At 72.9% G+C, this 21,190-nt stretch carries 21 protein-coding genes; 8 read left to right on the forward strand and 13 right to left on the reverse strand.

What is annotated here, in order from left to right; genetic code table 11:
- Nucleotides 1-12: 12 nt before the first annotated feature.
- From Q3W68_RS09680 to Q3W68_RS09705, 6 genes are all read right to left on the reverse strand, one after another.
- Nucleotides 13-339, reverse strand: a complete 327-nt coding sequence (locus tag Q3W68_RS09680) for a hypothetical protein (protein ID WP_302905142.1) — start codon at nt 337-339, stop codon at nt 13-15.
- A gap of 119 nt (nt 340-458) precedes the next feature.
- The gene (locus tag Q3W68_RS09685) at nt 459-1,538 is read right to left on the reverse strand and encodes a hypothetical protein (protein ID WP_302905143.1); all 1,080 of its coding nucleotides are present in this window, start codon (nt 1,536-1,538) and stop codon (nt 459-461) included.
- Entirely contained in the window at nt 1,535-2,029 is a 495-nt protein-coding gene (locus Q3W68_RS09690; protein ID WP_091422691.1) for a SigE family RNA polymerase sigma factor, read from the reverse strand. Before Q3W68_RS09690 ends, Q3W68_RS09685 begins: the two co-directional genes overlap by 4 nt.
- 41 nt (nt 2,030-2,070) lie before the next feature.
- Entirely contained in the window at nt 2,071-3,861 is a 1,791-nt protein-coding gene (locus Q3W68_RS09695) for a 3-hydroxyacyl-CoA dehydrogenase family protein (RefSeq protein WP_302905144.1), read from the reverse strand.
- Between the two features lie 123 nt (nt 3,862-3,984).
- A complete protein-coding gene (locus tag Q3W68_RS09700; RefSeq protein ID WP_302905145.1) occupies nt 3,985-5,049 on the reverse strand; it encodes an alpha/beta fold hydrolase in 1,065 nt (354 codons plus the stop codon).
- 608 nt (nt 5,050-5,657) lie between these two features.
- Entirely contained in the window at nt 5,658-6,104 is a 447-nt protein-coding gene (locus Q3W68_RS09705) for an FHA domain-containing protein (protein ID WP_302905146.1), read from the reverse strand.
- Between the two features lie 218 nt (nt 6,105-6,322).
- Between Q3W68_RS09705 and Q3W68_RS09710 the strand changes: the two genes are divergently transcribed.
- Complete coding sequence (locus Q3W68_RS09710; protein WP_302905147.1) at nt 6,323-7,825, forward strand: aldehyde dehydrogenase family protein; 1,503 nt, start codon at nt 6,323-6,325, stop codon at nt 7,823-7,825.
- 46 nt (nt 7,826-7,871) lie between these two features.
- Here the strand turns inward: Q3W68_RS09710 and nucS are convergent, their stop codons facing one another.
- Nucleotides 7,872-8,531, reverse strand: coding sequence for an endonuclease NucS (gene nucS, locus Q3W68_RS09715; RefSeq protein WP_030503891.1), 660 nt, complete (start codon nt 8,529-8,531; stop codon nt 7,872-7,874).
- Between the two features lie 71 nt (nt 8,532-8,602).
- On the opposite strand from nucS, the gene Q3W68_RS09720 reads away from it, so the two are divergent.
- A complete protein-coding gene (locus tag Q3W68_RS09720; protein ID WP_013288236.1) occupies nt 8,603-9,220 on the forward strand; it encodes a DUF4126 domain-containing protein in 618 nt (205 codons plus the stop codon).
- Nucleotides 9,221-9,281: 61 nt separating this feature from the next.
- Nucleotides 9,282-9,578 carry a DUF1540 domain-containing protein gene (locus Q3W68_RS09725; RefSeq protein WP_302905148.1) on the forward strand — a complete coding sequence of 99 codons (297 nt, stop codon included), beginning with the start codon at nt 9,282-9,284 and terminating at the stop codon, nt 9,576-9,578.
- A 99-nt stretch (nt 9,579-9,677) separates the two neighbouring features.
- Here the strand turns inward: Q3W68_RS09725 and Q3W68_RS09730 are convergent, their stop codons facing one another.
- The 4 genes from Q3W68_RS09730 to Q3W68_RS09745 form a co-directional block, all read right to left on the reverse strand.
- Entirely contained in the window at nt 9,678-11,681 is a 2,004-nt protein-coding gene (locus tag Q3W68_RS09730; RefSeq protein ID WP_302905149.1) for a protein meaA, read from the reverse strand.
- A gap of 103 nt (nt 11,682-11,784) precedes the next feature.
- Nucleotides 11,785-13,938 carry an FtsX-like permease family protein gene (locus Q3W68_RS09735; RefSeq protein WP_302905150.1) on the reverse strand — a complete coding sequence of 718 codons (2,154 nt, stop codon included), beginning with the start codon at nt 13,936-13,938 and terminating at the stop codon, nt 11,785-11,787.
- Nucleotides 13,935-14,615: an ABC transporter ATP-binding protein gene (locus Q3W68_RS09740; protein WP_120573396.1), complete on the reverse strand. Its 681-nt coding sequence runs from the start codon at nt 14,613-14,615 to the stop codon at nt 13,935-13,937. Before Q3W68_RS09740 ends, Q3W68_RS09735 begins: the two co-directional genes overlap by 4 nt.
- On the reverse strand, nt 14,612-15,136 hold the full coding sequence (locus Q3W68_RS09745; protein WP_302905151.1) for a PadR family transcriptional regulator: 525 nt from the start codon (nt 15,134-15,136) through the stop codon (nt 14,612-14,614). Before Q3W68_RS09745 ends, Q3W68_RS09740 begins: the two co-directional genes overlap by 4 nt.
- A gap of 86 nt (nt 15,137-15,222) precedes the next feature.
- Between Q3W68_RS09745 and Q3W68_RS09750 the strand changes: the two genes are divergently transcribed.
- From Q3W68_RS09750 to Q3W68_RS09760, 3 genes are all read left to right on the forward strand, one after another.
- On the forward strand, nt 15,223-16,071 hold the full coding sequence (locus Q3W68_RS09750) for an ABC transporter ATP-binding protein (RefSeq protein WP_302905152.1): 849 nt from the start codon (nt 15,223-15,225) through the stop codon (nt 16,069-16,071).
- A complete protein-coding gene (locus tag Q3W68_RS09755; RefSeq protein WP_302905153.1) occupies nt 16,068-16,913 on the forward strand; it encodes an ABC transporter permease in 846 nt (281 codons plus the stop codon). The genes Q3W68_RS09750 and Q3W68_RS09755 overlap by 4 nt, the downstream gene beginning before the upstream one ends.
- A gap of 85 nt (nt 16,914-16,998) precedes the next feature.
- Nucleotides 16,999-17,808, forward strand: a complete 810-nt coding sequence (locus Q3W68_RS09760; protein ID WP_302905154.1) for an alpha/beta hydrolase family protein — start codon at nt 16,999-17,001, stop codon at nt 17,806-17,808.
- 58 nt (nt 17,809-17,866) lie between these two features.
- Here the strand turns inward: Q3W68_RS09760 and Q3W68_RS09765 are convergent, their stop codons facing one another.
- Both Q3W68_RS09765 and murA read right to left on the reverse strand, forming a co-directional pair.
- A complete protein-coding gene (locus tag Q3W68_RS09765; protein ID WP_302905155.1) occupies nt 17,867-18,715 on the reverse strand; it encodes a 3-hydroxyacyl-CoA dehydrogenase family protein in 849 nt (282 codons plus the stop codon).
- A 69-nt stretch (nt 18,716-18,784) separates the two neighbouring features.
- Nucleotides 18,785-20,206, reverse strand: coding sequence for a UDP-N-acetylglucosamine 1-carboxyvinyltransferase (gene murA / locus Q3W68_RS09770; RefSeq protein ID WP_302905156.1), 1,422 nt, complete (start codon nt 20,204-20,206; stop codon nt 18,785-18,787).
- Here murA and Q3W68_RS09775 point away from each other — a divergent pair.
- A complete protein-coding gene (locus Q3W68_RS09775) occupies nt 20,205-20,777 on the forward strand; it encodes a cob(I)yrinic acid a,c-diamide adenosyltransferase (RefSeq protein WP_302905157.1) in 573 nt (190 codons plus the stop codon). The two genes, murA and Q3W68_RS09775, sit on opposite strands and share 2 nt — an antisense overlap.
- Nucleotides 20,753-21,169, forward strand: coding sequence for a VOC family protein (locus Q3W68_RS09780; RefSeq protein ID WP_302905158.1), 417 nt, complete (start codon nt 20,753-20,755; stop codon nt 21,167-21,169). The genes Q3W68_RS09775 and Q3W68_RS09780 overlap by 25 nt, the downstream gene beginning before the upstream one ends.
- The last annotated feature ends 21 nt before the right edge of the window (nt 21,170-21,190 follow it).

The raw sequence follows: 21,190 nt of genomic DNA on the forward strand, positions 1-21,190 counted from the left end.
GATCCAGATCGCTCAGCCGTAGCGCGGGGCGCCCCGGCCGCGCTGGAGGTTCGGTCCGCGCCGGTCCCGGGCCCGCCAGCAGCCGGAGTGCCAGTGCCGGCGGTCGGTCAGGTCACCCCGGTCGTCGGCCGGCCAGGCCACCAGGTGCGCCACGCCCGGGCGGATCTCCTGGTCGCAGCCGGGGCAGCGGTACGTCTTGACCGACGCGCCGCCGCTGATCGCGCGTACCTGCCAGTCGCCGTCGCGCCACTGCTGCACTGTCGGCACGCCGTGGCGGACACGCTCGGCGTCCAGGCCGGGGCCTTCATCCCGGCGGGCCCGATTTCGACGGGGACTCACGATCCCAGCCTACGACCCCTCCCCACCCGACCGCCGGTGCCCCGAAGCCGAGCGATCTTGGTACGGATACGCCCTTCCAAGGGCCGTTCCGTACCAAGATCTCGCTCGTGGGTGGCCGATCAGCGCCAGGTCTGCGGACGGGTGAGGTCCTTGGCCACCTTCGCCCCGGCGAGCACGGCCGCCGCATCGGTCTCGGTGAAGTCCACCTGGCCCGCGGGCCGGTCGCCCGGGAAGGGCCAGGCGAAGTCGACTGTCAACCGCCCCTTGGGCAGGCCGAGCAGCTCCAGCCGGGTGCCGTCCGGGTAGAGGAAGCCCGGGCGGCCACCCAGGTCGCGGTTGCTGGCGCGGCCCGTGTCCTCCGCCATCTCCGCCCCGTAGACCAGTTTCATCCACATGGTCGAAGAAGGTGCTCGGAAGACGGTGAGCTGAACCGTGAGGCCCTTCGGGAAGGCGTCCGCGTCCACCGCGCATCCCGTCACCGCCGCGTTCGCCGGCAGCGTGGTCGGCCGGACCGGCCCGGTGCATCGCCGGGCTTGCTCCCAGCGCACCAGGCCGGCCACCCGGTCCAGGGCGGCCACGTCACCGCGAAGCGTGGCCGCCCGGGCGTAGAGGCCGGGGAAAGGCTGCCACGACTTGACCAGACCGTCCGTACCGGCGACGCGCAGCACGCCACCGTCGAAGGTCAGCCTGCCGCTGACGGCCTGCACCGGGAAGCCTTCGATCGGGGTGTCGTCGAGGGTCTTCGCCACCGGGCTCACCTCGAGCAGGATTGGGTGTCCGCCGTCGACGCTGAACCGGATCGACTCGACCCGGTTGGAGCTGTGAACGGACCAGCCCAGATAGCGGGCCCGGCTGCTGTCCAGGCTCAGGTGCAGCACCTGCGGGTCGGTGCCGACCAGGTCGGGGCGGTCGCGCGCAGCGGGAACCCCGTCGGCGAGCGGCGGCACCGGAGGTGGCGCAGCGGCCGGCGTCGCGGCCGTCCAGGGCATCCGCCCGGCCAGCCCGCCCACGTCCGCGCGTATCGCGCCGGTGAAGCCGAGCACGCCGACCAGGGCGAGCGCGGTGCCGGCGACGGCCCGGCGGCGCACCTGCCGGCGTCGGCCGAGCGTGCGCGAACCGCGCAACAGGCGTGCGGTGTCGATCTCCCCTTCGGCGTGCTCCCGCAGCACCGAGGCGATCCGCTGGTCGAGGTCGGTCACGGCCGGCTCCCCTTGGTCATCGGGACGCCGCAGCGCTCCCGGAGGTGGGCGAGCGCCCGCATCGCGTGGGTGCGGACGGTGACCGGGGAGCAGTCGAGGATCTGGGCGATCGTGGCGTCGTCCAGGTCCTCGTAGTAGCGCAGCACCAGCACGGCGCGCTGGCGGTCCGGGAGGGCGCGGATCAGCCGCCACATCTCGTCCCGGTCGGCCGCCTCGCCGCCCAGGTCGCCGCGTTCGGGCCGGTCGGCGAACGTGTCCACCGCCAGCTCGCGGCTGGACCGCCGCCGCCACCAGGAGGTGTTCGCGTTGACGAGCATCCGGCGCACGTACACGTCGGGCCGGTCGGCCCGGGCGATCTTCCGCCAGTGCACGTACGCGCGGGCCAGCACGTCCTGCGTCAGGTCCTCGGCGCGGTGCGCGTCGCCGGTGAGCAGCCGGGCCAGGCGCAACAGAGCCGGGCCGCGGCTGCCGACGTACTCCTCGAAGGTCACACCTCGAAGACGCCGTCACCGGGCCCGGCTGTTGACAACGATCAGCGCCGGGTGTGGTCGCGGAACCCGCGGCCGGTCTTGCGGCCCAGGTAGCCGGCCGTGACCAGGTGCTCCAGCAGCGGCGCCGGGGCGAAACCGGGCTCGCGCAGCTCCAGGTACAGCTCCCGCTGGATGGCCAGCGAGACGTCCAGGCCGACCACGTCGAGCAGCTCGAACGGGCCCATCGGGTAGCCGCAGCCGAGCTTCATCGCGTAGTCGATGTCGTCGGCGGTCGAGTAGCTGGCCTCCAGCATCTTCACCGCGTCGTTCAGGTACGGGAACAGCAGCGCGTTGACGATGAACCCGGACCGGTCGCCGCAGACCACGCCGGTCTTGCCCAGCTTCGCGCAGACCGCGCGGGCGGTGGCCGACGTCTCGGCCGAGGTGCGGATGGTCTGCACGATCTCCACCAGCGGCATGATGGGTGCCGGGTTGAAGAAGTGCAGGCCGACCACGTCGGCGGGGCGCTGGGTCGCCATCGCCACGTCGATCACCGGCAGCGACGAGGTGGTGGTGGCGAGCACGACGCCGGGCTTGCAGATCTCGTCGAGGCTGGCGAACAGCGCCTTCTTGACGCTCAGCTCCTCGATCACGGCCTCGACCACCAGGTCGACGTCGGCCAGGTGCTCAAGCGTCGCGGACCAGGTGATCCGGCCCAGCGCGTCGTCCCGGTCGGTCTCGCTGAGCTTGCCCCGCACCACGCCCTTGTTCAGCGAGGTCTTTACCGCCTCGCAGACCTTCGCGGACTTCTCCGCGCCCCGGGTCACCGAGATGACCTCGTACCCGGCCTTGGCGAACACCTCGATGATGCCGGTGGCCATGGTCCCGGAGCCGACCACGCCCACCTTCGCGATGGCGCGGGCGCCGTCGGCGAGCGCGGCCTCCGCGGCGAGCGGCGTGTGCTCGTCGGGTACGACCTTCGGCGAGCCCGGCCGCTCGTAGGTGTAGAAGCCGCGACCGGACTTGCGGCCTAGCAGCCCGGCGGTGACCATCTGCTTGAGCAGCGGGGCCGGGGCGTGCCGGCGGTCCCGGCCGCCGCGCCGGTACATCGTGTCGAGGATCTCGTACGCGGTGTCCAGGCCGATCAGGTCCATCAGCGCGAGCGGGCCCATCGGCAGGCCGCAGCCGAGCTTCATGGCGGCGTCGATGTCCTCGCGGGTGGCGTAGCGGGCCTCGAACATGCCGACCGCGTGGTTCAGGTAGCCGAACAGCAGCGCGTTGGCGATGAAGCCGGCCCGGTCGCTGATCGTCACGTCGACCTTGCCGAGCCGCTCGCAGAGCGCCTCCACGTCGGCGACCACGTCGGCCGAGGTGACCACCGTGCGGACCACCTCGACCAGCTTCATCACCGGGGCCGGGTTGAAGAAGTGGATGCCGATGACCTGGTTGGGCCGGGTGGTGGCGACGGAGATCTCGGTGACGCTCAGCGAGGACGTGTTGGTGGCCAGGATCGCCTCGGGCTTGCAGACCCGGTCCAGCTCGGCGAAGATCCGCTGCTTGAGGTCCAGGTGCTCGGGCACCGCCTCGATCACCAGGTCCACGTCGTGCAGCGCGTCCAGCCCGACCCGGAAGTCGACCCGCGCGAGCAGCGCGTCCCGCTCGGCCTCGGCGAGCTTGCCCTTTGCCACGGCCCGGTCGGTGGAGCCGGTGAGCGTGGCCCGGCCGCGCTCCAGCGCCCCGTCGGAGATCTCGACGGCTGTCACGTCGATGCCGTTGCGGGCGAACACCTCCACGATGCCGGCACCCATGGTGCCCAGACCCACCACGCCCACCCTGGTGAACTCCCGCGCCACGACCGGCCTCCCCTGGCTCGACTCCGCCGTCCGCGACATGAACGGCCGCTAAGGTTATGCGCCGGAGTCTGCCACGTGACGCTGTGTTGTCGAGACGCCGTGGGATATTTCACGCACCGCGCCTCACGCGGTGGCGTTCTCCCCGGCCAGCGCCAGCAGTTCGGCGACGAACTCCGCCGGCCGTTCCAGGTGCGGGCTGTGCCCGCAGCCGGGCAGCACCACCTCCCGGTACGTCCCGCCGGCCGCCGCGTACCGCTGAAGCACCGCGCGGGTCTGCCCCACCATCGGCTGCGGCGGGCACTCCTGCGGGCCGGGCCAGCCCGGCACCACACCGAGCTGACCGAGGTACGCCAGGTCGAACAGTGAGGTGTCCGAGACGATCACGTCGGCGTCGCCGCGTACCCAGGTCACCGGCGGCTTGACCGGCACGGCGACCAGCTCGTCGGCGAGCCGGAAGTGGGCCGGGGCGAGCGCGTTGAGCACGCCGCGCCGACCGGCGGCGGTCCCCGGCCAGTGCGGCGAGGCGACGGCGGTGCCCGGGTAGTTGTCGTCCCCGGTGGCGGTGGTCAGCATGCTCTCCAGCAGCAGGTCCTCGTCGTCGCCGAGCGACGCGGGGTCGGCCACGTACGCGGACCGCAGCACCGCACGCGGGCTGGTCGGGCCGTCCGCACTCCGGTCACCGGCAGCGAGCCGCGCGACGAAGTCCGGGTTCGCGCCACCGGCGCCGGTGCCGGCGAAGTCGGGCGTGGTCGGGGTGCCGTCGAGGTCCCGGGTGCCGCCGAAGCCGTACGGGGACACCGGCGCCTCCAGCAGCAGCCCGGACACCCGCCCCGGGTGGCCGACGAGCAGCCGCATCGCCACGCCGCCGCCCAGCGAGTGCCCGGCCACCACCGGCCGGGCCCCGGGCGCGAACAGCTCCGGGGCGTCCAGCAGCGCGGCCACGTCGTCGGCGAAGTCGTCCAGCCCCCGGGTGGCGTCGACCGGCGCGGTGTCGGTCTCGCCGTAGCCCCGCAGGTCGGGGGCGACCACCCGCAGCGTGCCCGGAAGCCGGGCCAGCAGCGGTTCCCAGAACGCGGAGGAGGAGACGTTGCCGTGCACCAGCAGCACCGGTACGCCGTCCGGCGGACCGGCCACGCGGACCGCCTGGGGGATGCCGTTGGCCTGGACCGTGAGCCGTGCGCTGCGCATCCGCGCATGCTGGCACGCACCCCCGCCCCCGCACCATGTGCCCCACAGACACAGCGGCCGACTCGAACGTGTCGCACCCCGGCTTTCCACCGCCCCCCGCCGTGCCGTGCTTACCCGTCGATCATGAAGTTGGCGGCGTTGGGCGTCCGATTTGCCGCCAGCTTCATGATCGGCGGGACGCTGGAGCGCATACCCCGCCCAGCCCGTCCGCCGACCCGTCGCGCCGGTCGGTCGGCGACGACCCGGTCGGCGGTATCGGCGGCCCATCAGCGGCGGTGATCAAGAGTTTGTGTCACCAGGTCGTTTCCGTACCCAAACTCCTTGATCACCGCGGGTGGGGTTGGGAGGGCGCCGGGAAGGCGGCGGGTGGCGGGGCGCCGCCGGGCTGAGCGCGCGGGCCGAGCGCGGGCGGCGCGGGGCCGGGTCAGCGCGGGCGCGAGGGCTCAGCGAGCACCGGGAGTCAGCGGCCGTCGAGGGCCCAGGGGTGGCCTCGACGGCCCAGCGGGTGCCGGCCCTCAGCGGCCGCGGAGGGCCCGACGTGGCCTCGACAGCCCGAACGGGCGGTGCCGGGAATCAGCGGCATCGAGGGCTCAGCGGGCGCGGGGCGTCTAGCTGACGTCGGCCGGCTGGGCCTCGCGCGCCTCGATCGGCTGGCGCGGCCCGGGGACGGGCAGCGGCACTGTGGGGCGCTGGTCGCGGCGGAGCGCGCCGAAGCTCATCCCGACCGGGTCGGTCCGGGCCACGCCCGGGTCGTAGAGCCGCAGGTCGGTACGGCCCAGCCGGACCACGTCGCCGTCGGCGATCGCCACGCTGCCGGTGACCCGGGTGTCGTTGAGCCAGGTGCCGTTCGTCGAACCGAGGTCGGTGAGCATCACCCCTTCCGGGGTGGCCCGGACGGTGGCGTGCCGCCGGCTCAGGTGCGGGTCGGCGAGCACGATGTCGGCGGTCGGCGCGCGGCCGATCACCTGCGCGTCCTGGCCGACCCGGAACGTGAGCCCCCGCATCGCCCCGCCGGACACCGTCAGCAACGGCATCAGCTCAGGATGCTCCTCCATGGACAGTCGACCTCCACCCCACATCGCCCCGCGGCGTCAGCCTGCCACCTCACCGTAGTGGCTTGCACCACCGCGCGGTTACCCCCGCGACCCCGGCCGGCCATCTCCCGTTCGCCGTTTCGGACGGCACTTCCATCGATGCGACGGTTGATCGTCCGCGCAGCGTACGGCGCATTCGACACCTACCGGCGAGTAATCCTCGGGTCTAGACTTCGGCCATGACCGCTGTACATGTGCCGGGCGCCCCGCTCATCTCCGAGGGTCTATTGGTGTCGACCAGCCCGGCCACCGGCGCCGAGGCGGGCCGATTCCCGCTGGCCGCCGAGGCGGACGTGCGTGCCGCCGTAGACCGCGCCCGGGAGGCCGGCGACTGGTGGGCCGGGCTCGGCTTCGCCGGCCGGCGGGATCGCCTCCAGCGCTGGCGCGGCGTGCTCGCCCGGCGGATCGAGGAGCTGGCCGACCTGATGCACACCGAGGGCGGCAAGCCGGTCGGTGACGCGGTGGTGGAGATCCTCACCGCGCTGGAGCACATCGACTGGGCGGCCCGCAACGCCCGGCGGGTGCTCGGGCCGCGCCGGGTCCGCTCCCGCCTGATCCTCGCCGAGTTCACCGGTCACCTCGAATACCAGCCGTACGGCGTGGTCGGCGTGATCGGCCCGTGGAACTACCCGGTGTTCACGCCGATCGGCTCCGCCGCGTACGCGCTGGCGGCCGGCAACGCCGTGGTGTTCAAGCCGAGCGAGTACACCCCGGCGGTCGGTCAGTGGCTGGTCGACCGGTTCGCCGAGGTGGTGCCGGAGCAGCCGGTGTTCCAGGTGGTGCACGGCTTCGGCGCGGTCGGCGCCGCGCTGTGCCGTTCCGGGGTCGGCAAGGTGGCGTTCACCGGCTCCACGGCGACCGCGAAGCGGGTGATGGCCGCCTGCGCCGAGTCGCTCACGCCGGTGCTGCTGGAGGCCGGCGGCAAGGACGCGATGATCGTGGACAGCGACGCCGACCTGGACGCCGCCGCGGAGGCGTGCGTGTGGGGCGGGCTCACAAACGCCGGCCAGACCTGCATCGGCATCGAGCGGGTCTACGCGGTCGACCAGGTCTTCGACGCCTTCGTGGAGAAGGTGGTGGCGAAGGCCGGGCGGCTCACGGTCGGCGCAGACGGGTCCGACCTCGGCCCGATCACCATGCCGTCGCAGATCGACATCATCCGCCGGCACATCGACGACGCGATCGACCGGGGCGGCCGGGCGGTGCTCGGCGGCCCGGAGGCGGTCCAGCCGCCGTACGTGCACCCGACGGTCCTGGTCGACGTGCCGGAGGACTCGGCCGCCGTGCAGGAGGAGACGTTCGGCCCGACGCTCGTGGTCAACCGCGTCCGCGACGTGGACGAGGCCGTCGAGCGGGCCAACGCGCTGCCGTACGGGCTCGGGGGTTCGGTCTTCGGCCGGGCGCGGGCGGTGGCGGTGGCGCGGCGGCTGCGCTCCGGGATGGCCTCGGTCAACTCGGCGCTGACGTTCGCCGGCATGTCGACGCTGCCGTTCGGCGGCACCGGCGAATCCGGCTTCGGCCGCATCCACGGCGAGGAGGGGCTGCGCGAGTTCGGGCGGCCCAAGTCGGTCACCCGCCGCCGGGCCCGATCGTTGCTGCCGGCCATGACCTTCGAGCGCACCCCGGCCGACGTCGCCCGGATCATCAAGATCGCCAAGCTGATGTACGGCCGGAGCCGCTGAGCCGCCGCCCTCGGGCGCGGCCGGGGAGGTTCGGCTCCTCGCCGCCTCAGAACAGCGTCAGCTCGTCGCGCTCGATGCCGCGCAGCTTGTCGTAGTCGACCACCACGCAGCGGATGCCCCGGTCGGTGGCGAGCACCCGGGCCTGCGGCTTGATCTCCTGCGCGGCGAACACGCCGGCCACCGGCGCGAGCAGCGGATCGCGGTTCATCAGCTCCAGGTAGCGGGTGAGCTGCTCCACGCCGTCGATCTCGCCGCGCCGCTTCACCTCGACCGCCACCGCGCCGCCGACCGCGTCCCGGCAGAGCAGGTCGACCGGCCCGATCGCGGTCATGTACTCGCGCCGGACCAGCGTGAAGCCCTCCCCCAGCGTCTCCGGGTTCGCGGCGAGCAGCTCCTGCAGGTGCGCCTCGACGCCGTCCTTGCGCAGGCCCGGGTCCACGCCCAGCTCGTACGAGGTGTCCTGGAAGATCTCCTCCAGGGTGATGCGCAGCTCCTCGCCGGCCTTGTTCACCACCCGCCAGACGCCGGGCGCCTCCTCCAGCCGGCAGGGCGGGCTCATCCAGTTCAACGGCTTGTAGGCCCGGTCGTCCGCGTGGATCGACACCGACCCGTCCGCCTTCACCATCAGCAACCGGGTCGCCGGGGGCAGGTGGGCCGAGAGCCGTCCGACATAGTCCACCGAGCACTTCGCAATCACCAACCGCACCCGCCGAGGGTAGCCGAGGCCCCGGTGGACGCCGACGAGCGCCACTGGCGTACCGGTGCCATATTGAGATCGTGCTCGAAGTCCTCACCGGTTCCGGTCTGGCCGCCTCGGCGGGTCTCAACGCCTACATCCCGCTTCTGCTGATGGGTCTGCTGTCCCGCTACACCGATCTGGTCGAGCTGCCGAGTGGCTGGCAGTGGCTCGGCAACGGCTGGGTGGTGCTGATCCTCGCCGTCCTGCTCGCGGTCGAGGTGGTGGCCGACAAGGTGCCGGTGGTCGACCACGTCAACGACGTGGTGCAGACGGTGGTCCGGCCGACCGCCGGCGGGCTCGCGTTCGGCGCGGGCGCCGGCTCGGAGACGGTCACCGTCAGCGACCCGGACACGTTCTTCTCCACCCACCAGTGGGTGCCGGTGGTGGTCGGCGTGCTCATCGCGCTCGGCGTACACCTGCTCAAGGCCGCCGCCCGGCCGGTCATCAACGCGACCACCGCCGGGGTGGGCGCTCCGGTGGCCAGCACCGCAGAGGACGCGACGAGCGTGGTCATGTCGGTGGTGGCGCTGCTGCTGCCGGTGCTGGTGCTGGTGTTCCTTGTCGCCCTGGTGTTCTTCGTGCCCTGGCTGTTCCGCCGTCGCCGGGAACGGCGCCGGGAACGCGCCGCCGCACGCGCGGCCGGCTTCCGCGTCTGACCCGCACCGACTCCCGAAACCTCTAAAATTGGGGCAAGACTACCCAAGGAGGTACGGGACGATGACCGCGTCGTTGGAGATGCCCCGGGTCCAGGAGTGCGCCGTCCGGTCCTGCGCCTACAACCACACGAACGACTGCCACGCCTTCGCCATCACGATCGGCAGCAGCGACCACGCCCACTGCCACACGTTCGTGGAGATGCCGGTGCGCGGCGGCCTCGACCAGTTGGTCGCCCAGGTCGGCGCGTGCTCGCGCGCCGACTGCCGGCACAACTCCGACCTGGAGTGTCACGCGCCGGCCATCACCGTCGGCCCCGACATGGACATGGCCGACTGCATGACCTACGAGAGCCGCTGAGCCGCGTGGGCGCGGCGCCCGCTCGCGGGCGCCGCGCCCACGCGGTTGTTAAGAAGGGGCCCCTCCTCTACCGGAGGCGTTAACAAGGGGCCCTTCCTTTCACGTCAGTGCGTTGGCCTCGCGGATCACCGTGACCAGCTCGTCGATGATGCCGGTGAGCGCGAAGTCCTTCGGCGTGAACACCCGGGCCACCCCGGCGGCGCGCAGCGCCTCGGCGTCGGCGGCCGGGATGATCCCGCCCACCACCACCGGCAGGTCGCTCCGACCGGCCGCGCGCAGCCCGTCCAGCACAGCCGGCACGGCGGCCAGGTGCGAGCCGGACAGCACGGAGAGGCCGACCAGGTCGACGTCCTCCTCCACCGCCGCCGCAACGATCTGCCCGGCGGTCAGGCGGATGCCCTGGTAGACCACCTCGAACCCGGCGTCGCGGGCGCGTACCGCGATCTGCTCCGCGCCGTTGGAGTGCCCGTCCAGCCCCGGCTTGCCGACCAGCAGGCGCAGCCGCCCGCTGCCGAGTTCCCGGGCGGTCGCGACGACCCGCTCGCGGACCCCGGCGAGGTTCGCGTCACCGGCTGCCCCGGCCGCCCCGGCCAGGCCGGTCGGGGCGCGGTACTCGCCGTACACCTGGCGCAGCGCGCCCGCCCACTCGCCGGTGGTGACACCGGCCCGGACGCAGTCGAGCGTCGCCGGCATCAGGTTCGCCGTGGTGGCGGCGTCGGCGCGCAGCCGGTCCAGCGCCGCCTCCACAGCCGCCGCGTCCCGGTCGGCCCGCCACCGGCGTACGCCGTCGGTGGCGGCCTCCTCGACGGCCGGGTCCACCTGCTCGATCGCCTCGGCGCCGGCCGCCGTGAGCGGGGACGGCTCGGTCTCGGTGAACCGGTTGACGCCGACCACCACGTCCGAGCCGGTCTCCATCCGGCGGCGCCGGTCGGCGAGTGAGGCCACCAGCGCGCTCTTGAGGTAGCCGGACTCGACGGCGGTGACCACGCCGCCCATCTCCAGCACCTTCTCCAACTCCACGCGGGCGCCGGTCACGATCTCGTCGACGAGCGCGGTCATCACGTGCGAGCCGGCGAACAGGTCCGGGTACTCCAGCAGGTCCGACTCGTACGCCAGCACCTGCTGCATGCGCAGCGACCACTGCTGGTCCCAGGGGCGGGGCAGTCCCAGCGCCTCGTTCCAGGCGGGCAGCTGCACCGCGCGGGCACGGGCGTCGCGGGACAACGTGACGCCGAGCATCTCCAGCACGATGCGCTGGATGTTGTTCTCCGGCTGCGCCTCGGTCAGGCCCAGCGAGTTGACCTGGACGCCGTAGCGGAACCGGCGCTGCTTCGGGTTCTCCACGCCGTAGCGGTCGCGGGTGATCTCGTCCCAGAGCGCGCCGAACGCGCGCATCTTGGCGATCTCCTCGACGAAGCGCACCCCGGCGTTGACGAAGAACGAGATCCGCTGGACCACGTCGCCCATCCGCTCGGGCGGCACCTGGCCGGAGTCGCGCACGGTGTCCAGCACGGCGACGGCGGTGGCCAGCGCGAAGCCGACCTCCTGCACCGGCGTCGCGCCGGCCTCCTGGAGGTGGTACGAGCAGATGTTCACCGGGTTCCACCGGGGCATCTCGCGCAGCGTGTACGCGATCACGTCGGCGGTCAGCCGCAGCGACGCGGCCGGCGGGAAGATGTACGTCCCCCGGGACAGGTACTCCTTGATGATGTCGTTCTGCGTGGTGCCGGCGCAGCGGCTCAGCTCCGCGCCCTGCTCGGCGGCGACGGTGCCGTAGAGGCCGAGCAGCCACATCGCCGGGGCGTTGATGGTCATCGAGGTGTTCATCTCGGCGAGCGGGATGCCCTCGAACAGCGCCCGCATGTCACCCAGGTGCGCCACCGGCACGCCGACCCGGCCCACCTCGCCGGAGGCCAGCTCGTGGTCCGGGTCGTACCCGGTCTGGGTGGGCAGGTCGAAGGCGACCGACAGGCCGGTCTGTCCCTTCGCCAGGTTGCGGCGGAAGAGCGCGTTGGTGGCCGCGGCGGAGGAGTGCCCGGCGTACGTGCGCATCACCCACGGGCGGTCCCGCTCGGGCAGCCGTCCCGGCATCGCGTCGTCCATGGCCGGAGTTTAAGTTACCGTTCAGTAAAAGAGAGTGTGGAAAACCACACAACCCGATGCCCGTGCCGGTGGGCCGGCGTGCTCGGCCGGCCCACCGTACGGGTCACTCGCTGCGGGCGGTCTCCGGGCCGGTGATCCGTTCCAGCAGCGGCAGGGTGGCCGCGATGACCGCGAGACAGCCCAGCACGCCGAGGGCCACGACCGCCGCGAACCCGATCCCCGGTACGCGCAGGTCGTAGTCCATCTGCGCGCGCAGGAACAGCTGCGCGGCGACCAGTCCCATCCCGACCGCCACCACGGCGACCGTCAGCAGCGGCACGGTGCTCTCCAGGGCCACCACCCGGCGCAGCAGCCGCACCGGGGCGCCGCTGAGCCGGAGCAGGCTGAACGGCCGTTTCCGTTCACTGAGGCCGGCCGCCACCGCAACGGCCAGGCTGCATCCGGCGAGCGCGAGACCGGCCACCACCACGAGGTCGGCCAGCCGCTGCCAGCCCCGCATGGTGTCGGCGAAGTCGGCCTCGAAGTCGCCGGGCACGTTCGGTGCCACGAAGAAGGTCGGGAACGCGGTTTCGAGGACCGTCCGGGCACGCTCCACAGCCACCGGGTCCGCCGCCTCGGCCATCACCGAACCGGCGGGCAGCCCCGCGAGGGCCGCCGGGTCCACAGGGGACGACGGCCAGACCCGGTCGGCCGAGGCGGACTCGCGCCAGGGGATCAGGCCCGGCGGCACCTCGGCGACGCTCGCCCCCGTGGCGCACCGCCCGTACGCGGGCGGGATGTCCGCGCAGGCGATCACGCCGGAGTCGCGGCCGTCACCGCGTACCGGGTTCTCCCGGACGAGCACCGGGTTGCGGACGCCGGGAACCGCCGCCAGATCGGCCAGCAGCGTGCCGGGCACCGGCGGGTCGTCCGTGAGCACCATCGACAGCCGGCCCGCCTCCAGGGAACCCCGGGGCGCCGGACCGCGCTCGTACGTGATCGTCCCCATCACGCCCACGGCCACAGTCGTGACGAACAGCGCGAGCATCACGCCGCTGACCGCCCGGAATCCGGCGGCCGGGTTGTCGGCGAGCCGGCGCGCGGCGATCAGCGCGGCCGGCCGGCTGGCGCGAGCGGCCATCGCCCGGGCGCCGACCATGGTCAGCCACGGGCCGCCCGTGATCAGCCCGACCATGACGAGCAGCAGCGCGGGCAGGAACAGCGCGGTCTGACCGTCCGACGTGGGCGGACGGTAGATCAGGGCGAAGCCCAGCCCGGCCAGGCCGAACGCGAGCGGGATCAGCCGGTACGCCCGGGGCGGCCGGGGCGTGACCCGGCGGCTGACACCGAGCGGGGAGATCCGGACCCGGCGCAGCGCGACCCAGGCCGCGGCCGCCGCGCCCGCCGGCACGCCGAGGGCCACCAGGAGGGCCTCCGGCGCACCGATGGCCATGTCGCCGGGGAAGAACGGCATGCCGGTGAACGGAATGCCGGCGAGCTGCCCGCGGAACGCGAAGAACGCCGCGAAGCCGGCCGCCGCGCCGGCCGCCGCCGCGAGCGCGGCCTCGACGGCCGCGACGACCGAGATCTGCCGGGGCGTGGCCCCGACCAGCCGCATCGCGGCGAACCGCTGCTCCCGGCGGGCCGCGCCGAGCCGGGTCGCCGTGCCGATGAAGACGAGTACGGGGAACAGCAGCCCACCCGCGACCACGCCGAGGATGAGGTCGACAGCCGCTCCCGGCAGCGGAGCGCTGTTGCCGTCGACCCGGGTGACCTTTCGGACCTGGTCCAGCCTGCCCACCTGCTCCGGCGTGCCGCCGACCAGGACGAGCAGCGTGTCCGGCGAGGTGAGCGCCGCCGGCCCGACCTCGCCGAGATCCCGGCCGGGGTAGCGGTCGGCGAGCTGGTCGGCCGGGGTGGACGCCAGCAACTTCCGCAGCGCCGGGGAGGCGTAGTACTCGCCGGGCCCCGGCGTTCGGGAAACACCGATCGGCGTGGGCGCGTCCGGGCCGGTCGCGGCGACGTCGACGCGGGTGATCTGGTCGCCCCGGAAGAAGTCGGTCCGGGTGGACCACAGCAGCGGGTCGGCGGATCCGTCGGCCGTCTCCTGCGGATACATCGACGCGTAGCGGGCGAGCTGGGCGTCGGCGGCGTTCACGCCCGCGAGCGTGGTGAGCAGCAGCCCCGTGCCGACCGCGACGGCGGCGGCGATGGCGACCAGCCGGACCAGCGCCTCCCGGCCACCGGCGACGGCGAGCCGGAGCGCGAGCCCGATCACGAGGCGACCCCGGCGGGGGCGTTGACCCGGCCGTCCCGCACCATGACCTCCCGGTCGGCGTACGCGGCGATGCGCGCCTCGTGCGTCACCAGGACGACTGTGGTGCCCTTCTCGCGGGCGGCGTCCACCAGCAGCGTCATCACCTCCTCGCCGGTGAGCGAGTCGAGCGCGCCGGTGGGCTCGTCCGCGAACAGCACCCGCGGCTCGGCGACCAGGCCGCGGGCCAGCGCGACCCGCTGGGCCTGCCCACCGGACAGCTCCCCGGAGCGGCGGTGCTCCATGCCGGCCAGGCCGAGCCGCTCGAACCAGCCCCGCGCGGCGCGCAGCGCCGGAGTGCGGCGGACACCGCGCAGCAGCAGCGGCAGCGCCACGTTCTCCGCCGCGGTGAGTTCCGGCACGAGCTGGCCGAACTGGAAGACGAAGCCGAAGCTGTCGCGGCGCAGCGCGCTGCGGTCGGCCTCGCCGAGCGTGTCGATCCGGGTGCCGTCGAACCGGACCTCACCGGAGTCGGGGCGCAGGATGCCGGCCAGGCAGTGCAGCAACGTCGACTTGCCGGAGCCGCTCGGTCCCATCACGGCGACGACCTCGCCGGCCCCCACGGCAAGGCTCGCGCCGCGCAGGGCGGGTGTCTCGCCGAACGCGTACGTGACGTCGCGTGCCTCGATCATCGGGCTCATGGCCGTACCGCCTTTCTCAGGGCGTCCAGCCGGGCCCCCGTCGTCTCGATCCACCGCAGGTCCGCCTCGAGGTGGTAGAGGCCGTGGTCGGCCAGCATCACGTCGACGAGTTCGCCGCTGCGCTTGATCTCGGTGAGTTCGCGCATCCGGCGCAGGTGGGCGGCGCGCTGGGTGTCCAGGTACTCCTCGGCCGGGCGGTCGAGCATCAGCGCGAGCACGACCTTGGTGAACAACACGGTCTGCAGGTGCGGTTCCGGTTCGACCGGCTCGGTCAGCCAGTGCTCCACCTCGGTGGCGCCCACGTCGGTGATGACGTAGCGCTTGCGATCCGGCCCGGCACCGGGAGCGACGTCGCCGACCACCACCTTGCCGTCGCGGGCCAGCCGGCTCAGCGTCGAGTAGACCTGCCCGTACGGCAGCGGCTTGCCGCGCCCGAAGAAGGTGTCGTAGTCGCGCTTGAGGTCGTAGCCGTGGCTCGGTTCGCGTTCGAGCAGCCCGAGCAGGGTCAGGGGAACGGTCATGACCAGAGACTACACCGAGTGTATACCTCGCGTATATAGCTGACCCGGCAGTGGAACGGGCGACCGCACGACGCACACTTGACGTCATGGAGAACGAGCTCGCGATTTCCGTGCGAGGGCTGCGCAAGGCGTACGGCGACAACGTCGCCGTGGCCGGGGTGGACCTGGACGTCCGCCGGGGCGAGGTGTTCGCCCTGCTCGGCCCGAACGGCGCCGGCAAGACCACGACGGTCGAGATCCTGGAGGGCTACCGGCAGCGCGACGCCGGCGAGGTACGCGTCCTCGGCGCCGACCCCGCCCACCCCGACGCCGGCTGGCGCTCCCGGGTCGGCATCGTGCTCCAGGGCACCGGCGAGTTCGACGAGCTCAGCGTCATCGAGGTGGTCCGGCACTTCTCCGGCTTCTACCCGGACGCCGACGACCCGGACAAGGTGGTCGAGCGGGTCGGGCTGGGCGCCAAGGCCAAGGCGCGTACGCACACGCTCTCCGGCGGGCAGAAACGCCGCCTCGACGTGGCGCTGGGCATCATCGGCCGCCCCGAGCTGCTCTTCCTCGACGAGCCGACCACCGGCTTCGACCCGGAGGCCCGGCGCGAGTTCTGGGAGCTGATCCGGGACCTGTCCGCCGCCGGCACCACGATCGTGCTCACCACCCACTACCTGGACGAGGCCGAGGCGCTCGCCGACCGGGTCGGCGTGATCGCCGCCGGTCGGGTGATCGAGGTCGCGCCGCCGAACGCGCTGGGCAACCGGCAGGAGTCGCTGGCGACCGTCTCCTGGCGTACCCCGGACGGGACGCCGGCCTCGGCGGAGACCGCGACGCCGACGGCGCTGGTGGCCGACCTGGCCGCGCGCTTCGGCGGCGAGGTACCGGGCCTCACCGTGACCCGGCCGACCCTGGAAGACGTCTACCTGCGGATGATCGGACACTCATGACCACCACGACGAAGCCGGCGGCCCCGGTCGCCGCCACCTCGGCCCGCCGGGCCGGCGCGGGCGCGCTGGCGCTGCGTCAGGGGCGGCTGGAGATCACCCAGTTCCTGCGCAGCCGGGAGTCCGTCGTGTTCACGATGGGCTTCCCGATCATCATGATCCTGATCTTCGCGGCGATCTTCAGCGACGAGATCGCGCCCGGGGTCAGCTACACGCAGTACTTCATCACCGGCATGATCGCGACCGGCCTGATGACAGTCAGCTTCCAGAACCTCGGCATCTGGATCCCGATCGAGCGGGACCGCGGCGTGCTCAAGCGCTACCGGGGCACGCCGATGCCGAAGTGGGTCTGGTTCGCCGGCAAGGTGATCATGGTGGTGGTCATCGGCATCGCCGAGACCGTGCTGCTGCTCGCCGTCTCGGTGGCGATGTTCGACCTGGACCTGCCGCAGACCACGGCCAAGTGGCTGACGTTCGCCTGGGTCTCCGTCCTCGGCGTCACCGCCTGCACGCTGTGCGGCATCGCCATCTCGTCGCTGGCCCGCACCGCGCGCAGCGGCTCGGCGGTGGTCACCCCGGTCGCGCTCGTGCTCCAGTTCATCTCCGGCGTGTTCTTCGTCTTCACCAGCCTGCCCACCTGGATGCAGCAGGTCGCGGCGATCTTCCCGCTCAAGTGGATGTGCCAGGGGCTGCGCTCGGTCTTCCTGCCGGACAGCTTCGGCGCCCGGGAGCCGGGCGGCTCGTTCGAGCTGGGCACCGTCGCGCTGGTGCTGGGCGCGTGGTGCGTCATCGGCCTGGTGCTGTGCCTGACCACGTTCCGCTGGACCACCAAGCGCGACGGCTGAGGTGTAAGGAAGGGCCCCTCTTAACGCCTGCGGTAGAGGAAGGGCCCCTTCTTAACGCACGCCTGGCGGTGGCACACTCGCCGGCATGGCACCCACGCTGACCCGGCGTACCCTGCTCGGCGCCGCCGCCGGCGTGGCCGGCGCCGCAGTGGTCGGCGGCCTGGCCGCCCGGCAACTGTCCGGCCCCCGCCCGGGGCCGGCACCGACCCTGCCGGACGCCCCGGCCGGCGACGAACGGCTCATCCGCATCGCATCCGGCGCGCGCGGCCGCGAGGTGGACTTCTGGACTGCCGTGCCCGAGGGGTACGGCGACGGCCGCGGCCTGCCCGTCTGCCTGGTGCTGCACGGCGCTTCGGCAACCCCGCGCGACTACGGCCGGTTCGGGCTGGCCCGCTTCCTCACCGACGCGGTACGCCGGGGCGCCCCGCCGTTCGCGCTCGCGGGCGCCACCGGCGGGCGGCTGTCCTGGCGCGCCGCCGGTGACGACGACCCGCAGCGGATGGTGCGCGAGGAGGTGCCCACCTGGTGCGCCCGGCGCGGGTTCGACAGCAGCCGGCTGGCCGTGTGGGGCTGGTCGATGGGCGGCTTCGGCGCGTTGCTGCTGGCCGAGACGTACCCGAAGTGGCTGCGGATGGCGGCGGCCTTCTCCCCCGCGGTGAGCCCCGGCGACGCGGTCTTCGCCGGCGTGGAGAAGCTGCGCGGCACCCCGGTCGGGCTGTGGTGCGGGCGGCAGGACAACTTCCTCAAGGACGTACGCGCGCTCGCCCGGGTGCTGCCCGAGGAGCCGGTACGCGCCGCCTGGGCCGACGGGCGGCACAACTTCGGCTACTGGGGCACAGTCCTCCCGGACGCGTTCGCGCTGATCGGCGCCGCGCTCAGCCCGCCCCGGACGTGAACCGGCACCGCACGTGAACCGCCCCCGGCCGACGCGGGCCGGGGGCGGGACGAGCCGGTCAGTACGAGTAGAAGCCCTGGCCGGTCTTGCGGCCCAGGTCGCCGGCGGTCGCCATGCGCTGGAGCAGCTCCGGCGGGAAGAACTTCTCGTCGGCGGTGTCGGTGTAGATGTTGCGGGTGGCGTTGAGCAGCACGTCCACGCCGGTCAGGTCGACAGTGGCGAGCGGGCCCATGGCGTGGCCGAAGCCCAGCTTGCAGGCGGTGTCCAGGTCCTCGGCGGAGATCACGCCGGACTCGACGAGCTTGACCGCCTCCATCGCCAGCGCGCAGATCAGCCGGGTGGTGACGAAGCCGGCGATGTCCCGGTTGACCACCACCACCGTCTTGCCGATCCCCTCGGCGAACGACTTGACGGTGTCCATGGTCGCGTCGCTGGTCTTGTAGCCGCGTACCAGCTCACAGAGCTTCATCATCGGCACCGGCGAGAAGAAGTGCGTGCCGACCACCGACTCCGGGCGCTCGGTGGCGGTGGCGATCTGGGTCACCGGGATGGCCGACGTGTTGGTGGCCAGCACCGCGTCCGCCTTGCAGATCTTGTCCAGCGCGCGGAACACCTCGTGCTTGATCTCGATCTTCTCGAAGACCGCCTCGACCACGATGTCCGCGTCGGCGGCGGCTTCCAGCTCGGTGGTCGGGGTGATCCGGGCCAGCGTCGCCTCGACGTCGGACGCCTCGATCTTGCCCTTCTCGGCGAACTTCGTCAGCGACTTCCGGATGCCGTCCACACCGCGCTTCGTGGCCGCGTCGTCGATGTCGCGCAGCGTCACCTGCCAGCCCGCCTGCGCCGCCACCTGGGCGATGCCCGAGCCCATCAGCCCGGCACCGACGACCGCGAGTCGACCCGCCATCTGCTTCTCCCTCGCCGTGTTCTGCAACGTCTGGGAGAACCCTACTTAACGACTGATAAGCCCCGGCCGTCAGATGGCCAGGTCCGGCTCCTCCGGCGCGGTGCCGCGCTCCACCTCGACGCCGAGCGCGCGCAGGTCGGCCACGAAGTCCGGGTAGCCCCGGTCGACGTGGTGCACGTGCGAGACCTCGGTCAGCCCGTCGGCGCAGAGACCGGCGATGATCAGGCCGGCTCCGGCCCTGATGTCGGTGGCGCGTACCGGGGCGCCGGACAGCCGCTCCCGGCCGCACACCAGGGCGTGGTGACCGTCGGTACGGATCTCCGCGCCGAGGCGCATCATCTCGTTGGCGAACATGAACCGGCCGTCGAAGATGTTCTCGGTGATCAGCGAGCCGCCCTCGCTCACCGCCGCCAGCCCGATCGCCATCGGCAGCAGGTCGGTGGCGAAGCCCGGGTAGGGCAGCGTCACCACGTCGACCGCCCTCGGGCGGTCGTCCATCCGTACCCGGAAGGCGTCGCCCCGCGTCTCGACCAGGCCGCCGGCCGCGACCAGCTTGTCCAGCGCGACCTCCAGGTACGCCGGGTCCAGGCCGGTCACCGTCACGTCGCCGCGGGTCATCGCGGCGGCGAACGCCCAGGTGCCGGCCACGATCCGGTCCCCCACCGTGGCGTGCCGGACCGGCCGCAGCTCGGGTACGCCGACGATGTGCAGCGTCGAGGTGCCGGCCCCTTCGATCCGCGCGCCCATGCGGTTCAGCATGGTGCAGATGTCGACGATCTCCGGCTCCCGGGCCGCGTTGTCGATCGTCGTGGCGCCCCGGGCCAGCACCGCCGCCATGACCAGGTTCTCGGTCGCGCCCACGCTCGGGAAGTCCAGCACGATGTCGGCGCCGTGCAGCCCGTCCGGCGCCTCGGCGATGACGAAGCCGTGCTCACCGGAGATCTCCGCGCCCATCCGGGCCAGCCCGGCGATGTGCATGTCCAGCCCTCGCGAGCCGATCGCGTCGCCGCCCGGGTGGGCCACCCGGACGTACCCCCGGCGGGCCAGCAGCGGGCCGAGCACGCAGATCGACGCGCGCAGCCGGCGGACCAGGTCGTAGTCGGCCTCCGCGCCCGGCCGCTCCGGCACGTCGATGAGCACGGAGCGGGACCGCTCCACACCACCGTTGGCCACCATCGGGTCGACCGGGTCGTCCGGGCCGAAGCGCACGCCGCAGCCGAGGCGCCGCAGCACCTCACCCATGATCGCGATGTCGGTGATCCGGGGCACGTTGGTGATCAGGCTGCGGCCGGGCGCGAGCAGCGCGGCGGCCATCAGTTTCAGCGCGGAGTTCTTCGCACCCACCACGTGCACGGTGCCGGCGAGGCGGGCGTCGCCGCGTACCCGGATGACGTCGACGTCGCTGAGCGCCGGATCTCCCGCGTCACCCGGCCCCACCGGACTCGGCCGGGCCGGGATCGTCAGTTCCGGTATCCGTAGGCTGTGCGTCATGGCCGTCCACCTCACGCGCATCTACACCAAGGCCGGCGACGCCGGCATGACCAGGCTGAGCAACAACGAGCAGGTGCCGAAGACCGATCCGCGCATCGCCGCGTACGCGGACGTGGACGAGTGCAACGCCTCGATCGGCGTCGCGCTCGCCCTGGGGCAGCTCTCCGACGAGCTGCGAGCCGTACTGGAATCCGTGCAGAACGACATGTTCGACGTCGGCGCGGACCTGGCGACGCCGGTGGAGCCGGACCCGAAGTACCCGCCGCTGCGGGTGACCGAGGAGTACGTCGAGCGCCTAGAGGGCTGGTGCGACGAGTACAACGCGCGCCTGAGCAAGCTCGACTCCTTCATCCTCCCCGGCGGCACCGCGGGCGCGGCACTGCTGCACGTGGCACGGACGAGCGCCCGGCGCGCCGAGCGTGCGGCATGGGCGCTGGTCGCACACGACCCCGATCGGACCAGTCCCCTCCCGGCAAAGTATCTCAACCGGCTCTCCGATTTGCTTTTTATCCTGTCAAGAACGGCAAATCCGGACGGCGACGTGCTATGGGTGCCGGGCGGGAAGCGCTGACCATCGGCGGCCTCCATCACGTGGAGGTGTGGGTACCCGACCTGGCGGCGGCCAGTCGTTCCTGGGGCTGGCTTCTCGGCGAGCTGGGCTGGACGCCCCACCAGGACTGGCCCGCCGGCCGCTCCTGGCGGCTCGGGTCCACCTATCTGGTCCTGGAGGAGTCGCCGGCGCTCACCGGCCGCACCCACGACAGGTGCGCGCCCGGCCTGAACCACCTGGCCTTCCACGCCGGCCCACCGGCCTCCGTCGAGCGCCTGGTCACTGCCGCCGGAGGGTACGGCTGGACGCTGCTCTTCCCGGACCGGCACCCGCATGCGGGCGGCCCGGACAGCTACGCCGCGTACCTCACCGACGGGCAGGGGTACGAGGTCGAGCTGGTAGCGGAGACGTGAAAAGGCCGGCACCCCGGGTTC

The organism is Micromonospora sp. C28ISP2-4 (genome assembly GCF_030519385.1).
Lineage (GTDB): Bacteria > Actinomycetota > Actinomycetes > Mycobacteriales > Micromonosporaceae > Micromonospora > Micromonospora tulbaghiae.

Excerpts from the sequence above, each read along its gene's own strand:
- Q3W68_RS09700 (WP_302905145.1), bottom strand. The coding sequence starts at position 5,049 with ATGCGCAGCGCACGGCTCACGGTCCAGGCCAACGGCATCCCCCAGGCG.
- Q3W68_RS09705 (WP_302905146.1), bottom strand. The coding sequence starts at position 6,104 with ATGGAGGAGCATCCTGAGCTGATGCCGTTGCTGACGGTGTCCGGCGGG.
- Q3W68_RS09710 (WP_302905147.1), top strand. The coding sequence starts at position 6,323 with ATGACCGCTGTACATGTGCCGGGCGCCCCGCTCATCTCCGAGGGTCTA.
- Q3W68_RS09725 (WP_302905148.1), top strand. The coding sequence starts at position 9,282 with ATGACCGCGTCGTTGGAGATGCCCCGGGTCCAGGAGTGCGCCGTCCGG.
- Q3W68_RS09730 (WP_302905149.1), bottom strand. The coding sequence starts at position 11,681 with ATGGACGACGCGATGCCGGGACGGCTGCCCGAGCGGGACCGCCCGTGG.
- Q3W68_RS09740 (WP_120573396.1), bottom strand. The coding sequence starts at position 14,615 with ATGAGCCCGATGATCGAGGCACGCGACGTCACGTACGCGTTCGGCGAG.
- Q3W68_RS09745 (WP_302905151.1), bottom strand. The coding sequence starts at position 15,136 with ATGACCGTTCCCCTGACCCTGCTCGGGCTGCTCGAACGCGAACCGAGC.
- Q3W68_RS09750 (WP_302905152.1), top strand. The coding sequence starts at position 15,223 with ATGGAGAACGAGCTCGCGATTTCCGTGCGAGGGCTGCGCAAGGCGTAC.
- Q3W68_RS09755 (WP_302905153.1), top strand. The coding sequence starts at position 16,068 with ATGACCACCACGACGAAGCCGGCGGCCCCGGTCGCCGCCACCTCGGCC.
- Q3W68_RS09760 (WP_302905154.1), top strand. The coding sequence starts at position 16,999 with ATGGCACCCACGCTGACCCGGCGTACCCTGCTCGGCGCCGCCGCCGGC.
- Q3W68_RS09765 (WP_302905155.1), bottom strand. The coding sequence starts at position 18,715 with ATGGCGGGTCGACTCGCGGTCGTCGGTGCCGGGCTGATGGGCTCGGGC.
- Q3W68_RS09775 (WP_302905157.1), top strand. The coding sequence starts at position 20,205 with ATGGCCGTCCACCTCACGCGCATCTACACCAAGGCCGGCGACGCCGGC.
- murA (WP_302905156.1), bottom strand. The coding sequence starts at position 20,206 with ATGACGCACAGCCTACGGATACCGGAACTGACGATCCCGGCCCGGCCG.
- Q3W68_RS09780 (WP_302905158.1), top strand. The coding sequence starts at position 20,753 with ATGGGTGCCGGGCGGGAAGCGCTGACCATCGGCGGCCTCCATCACGTG.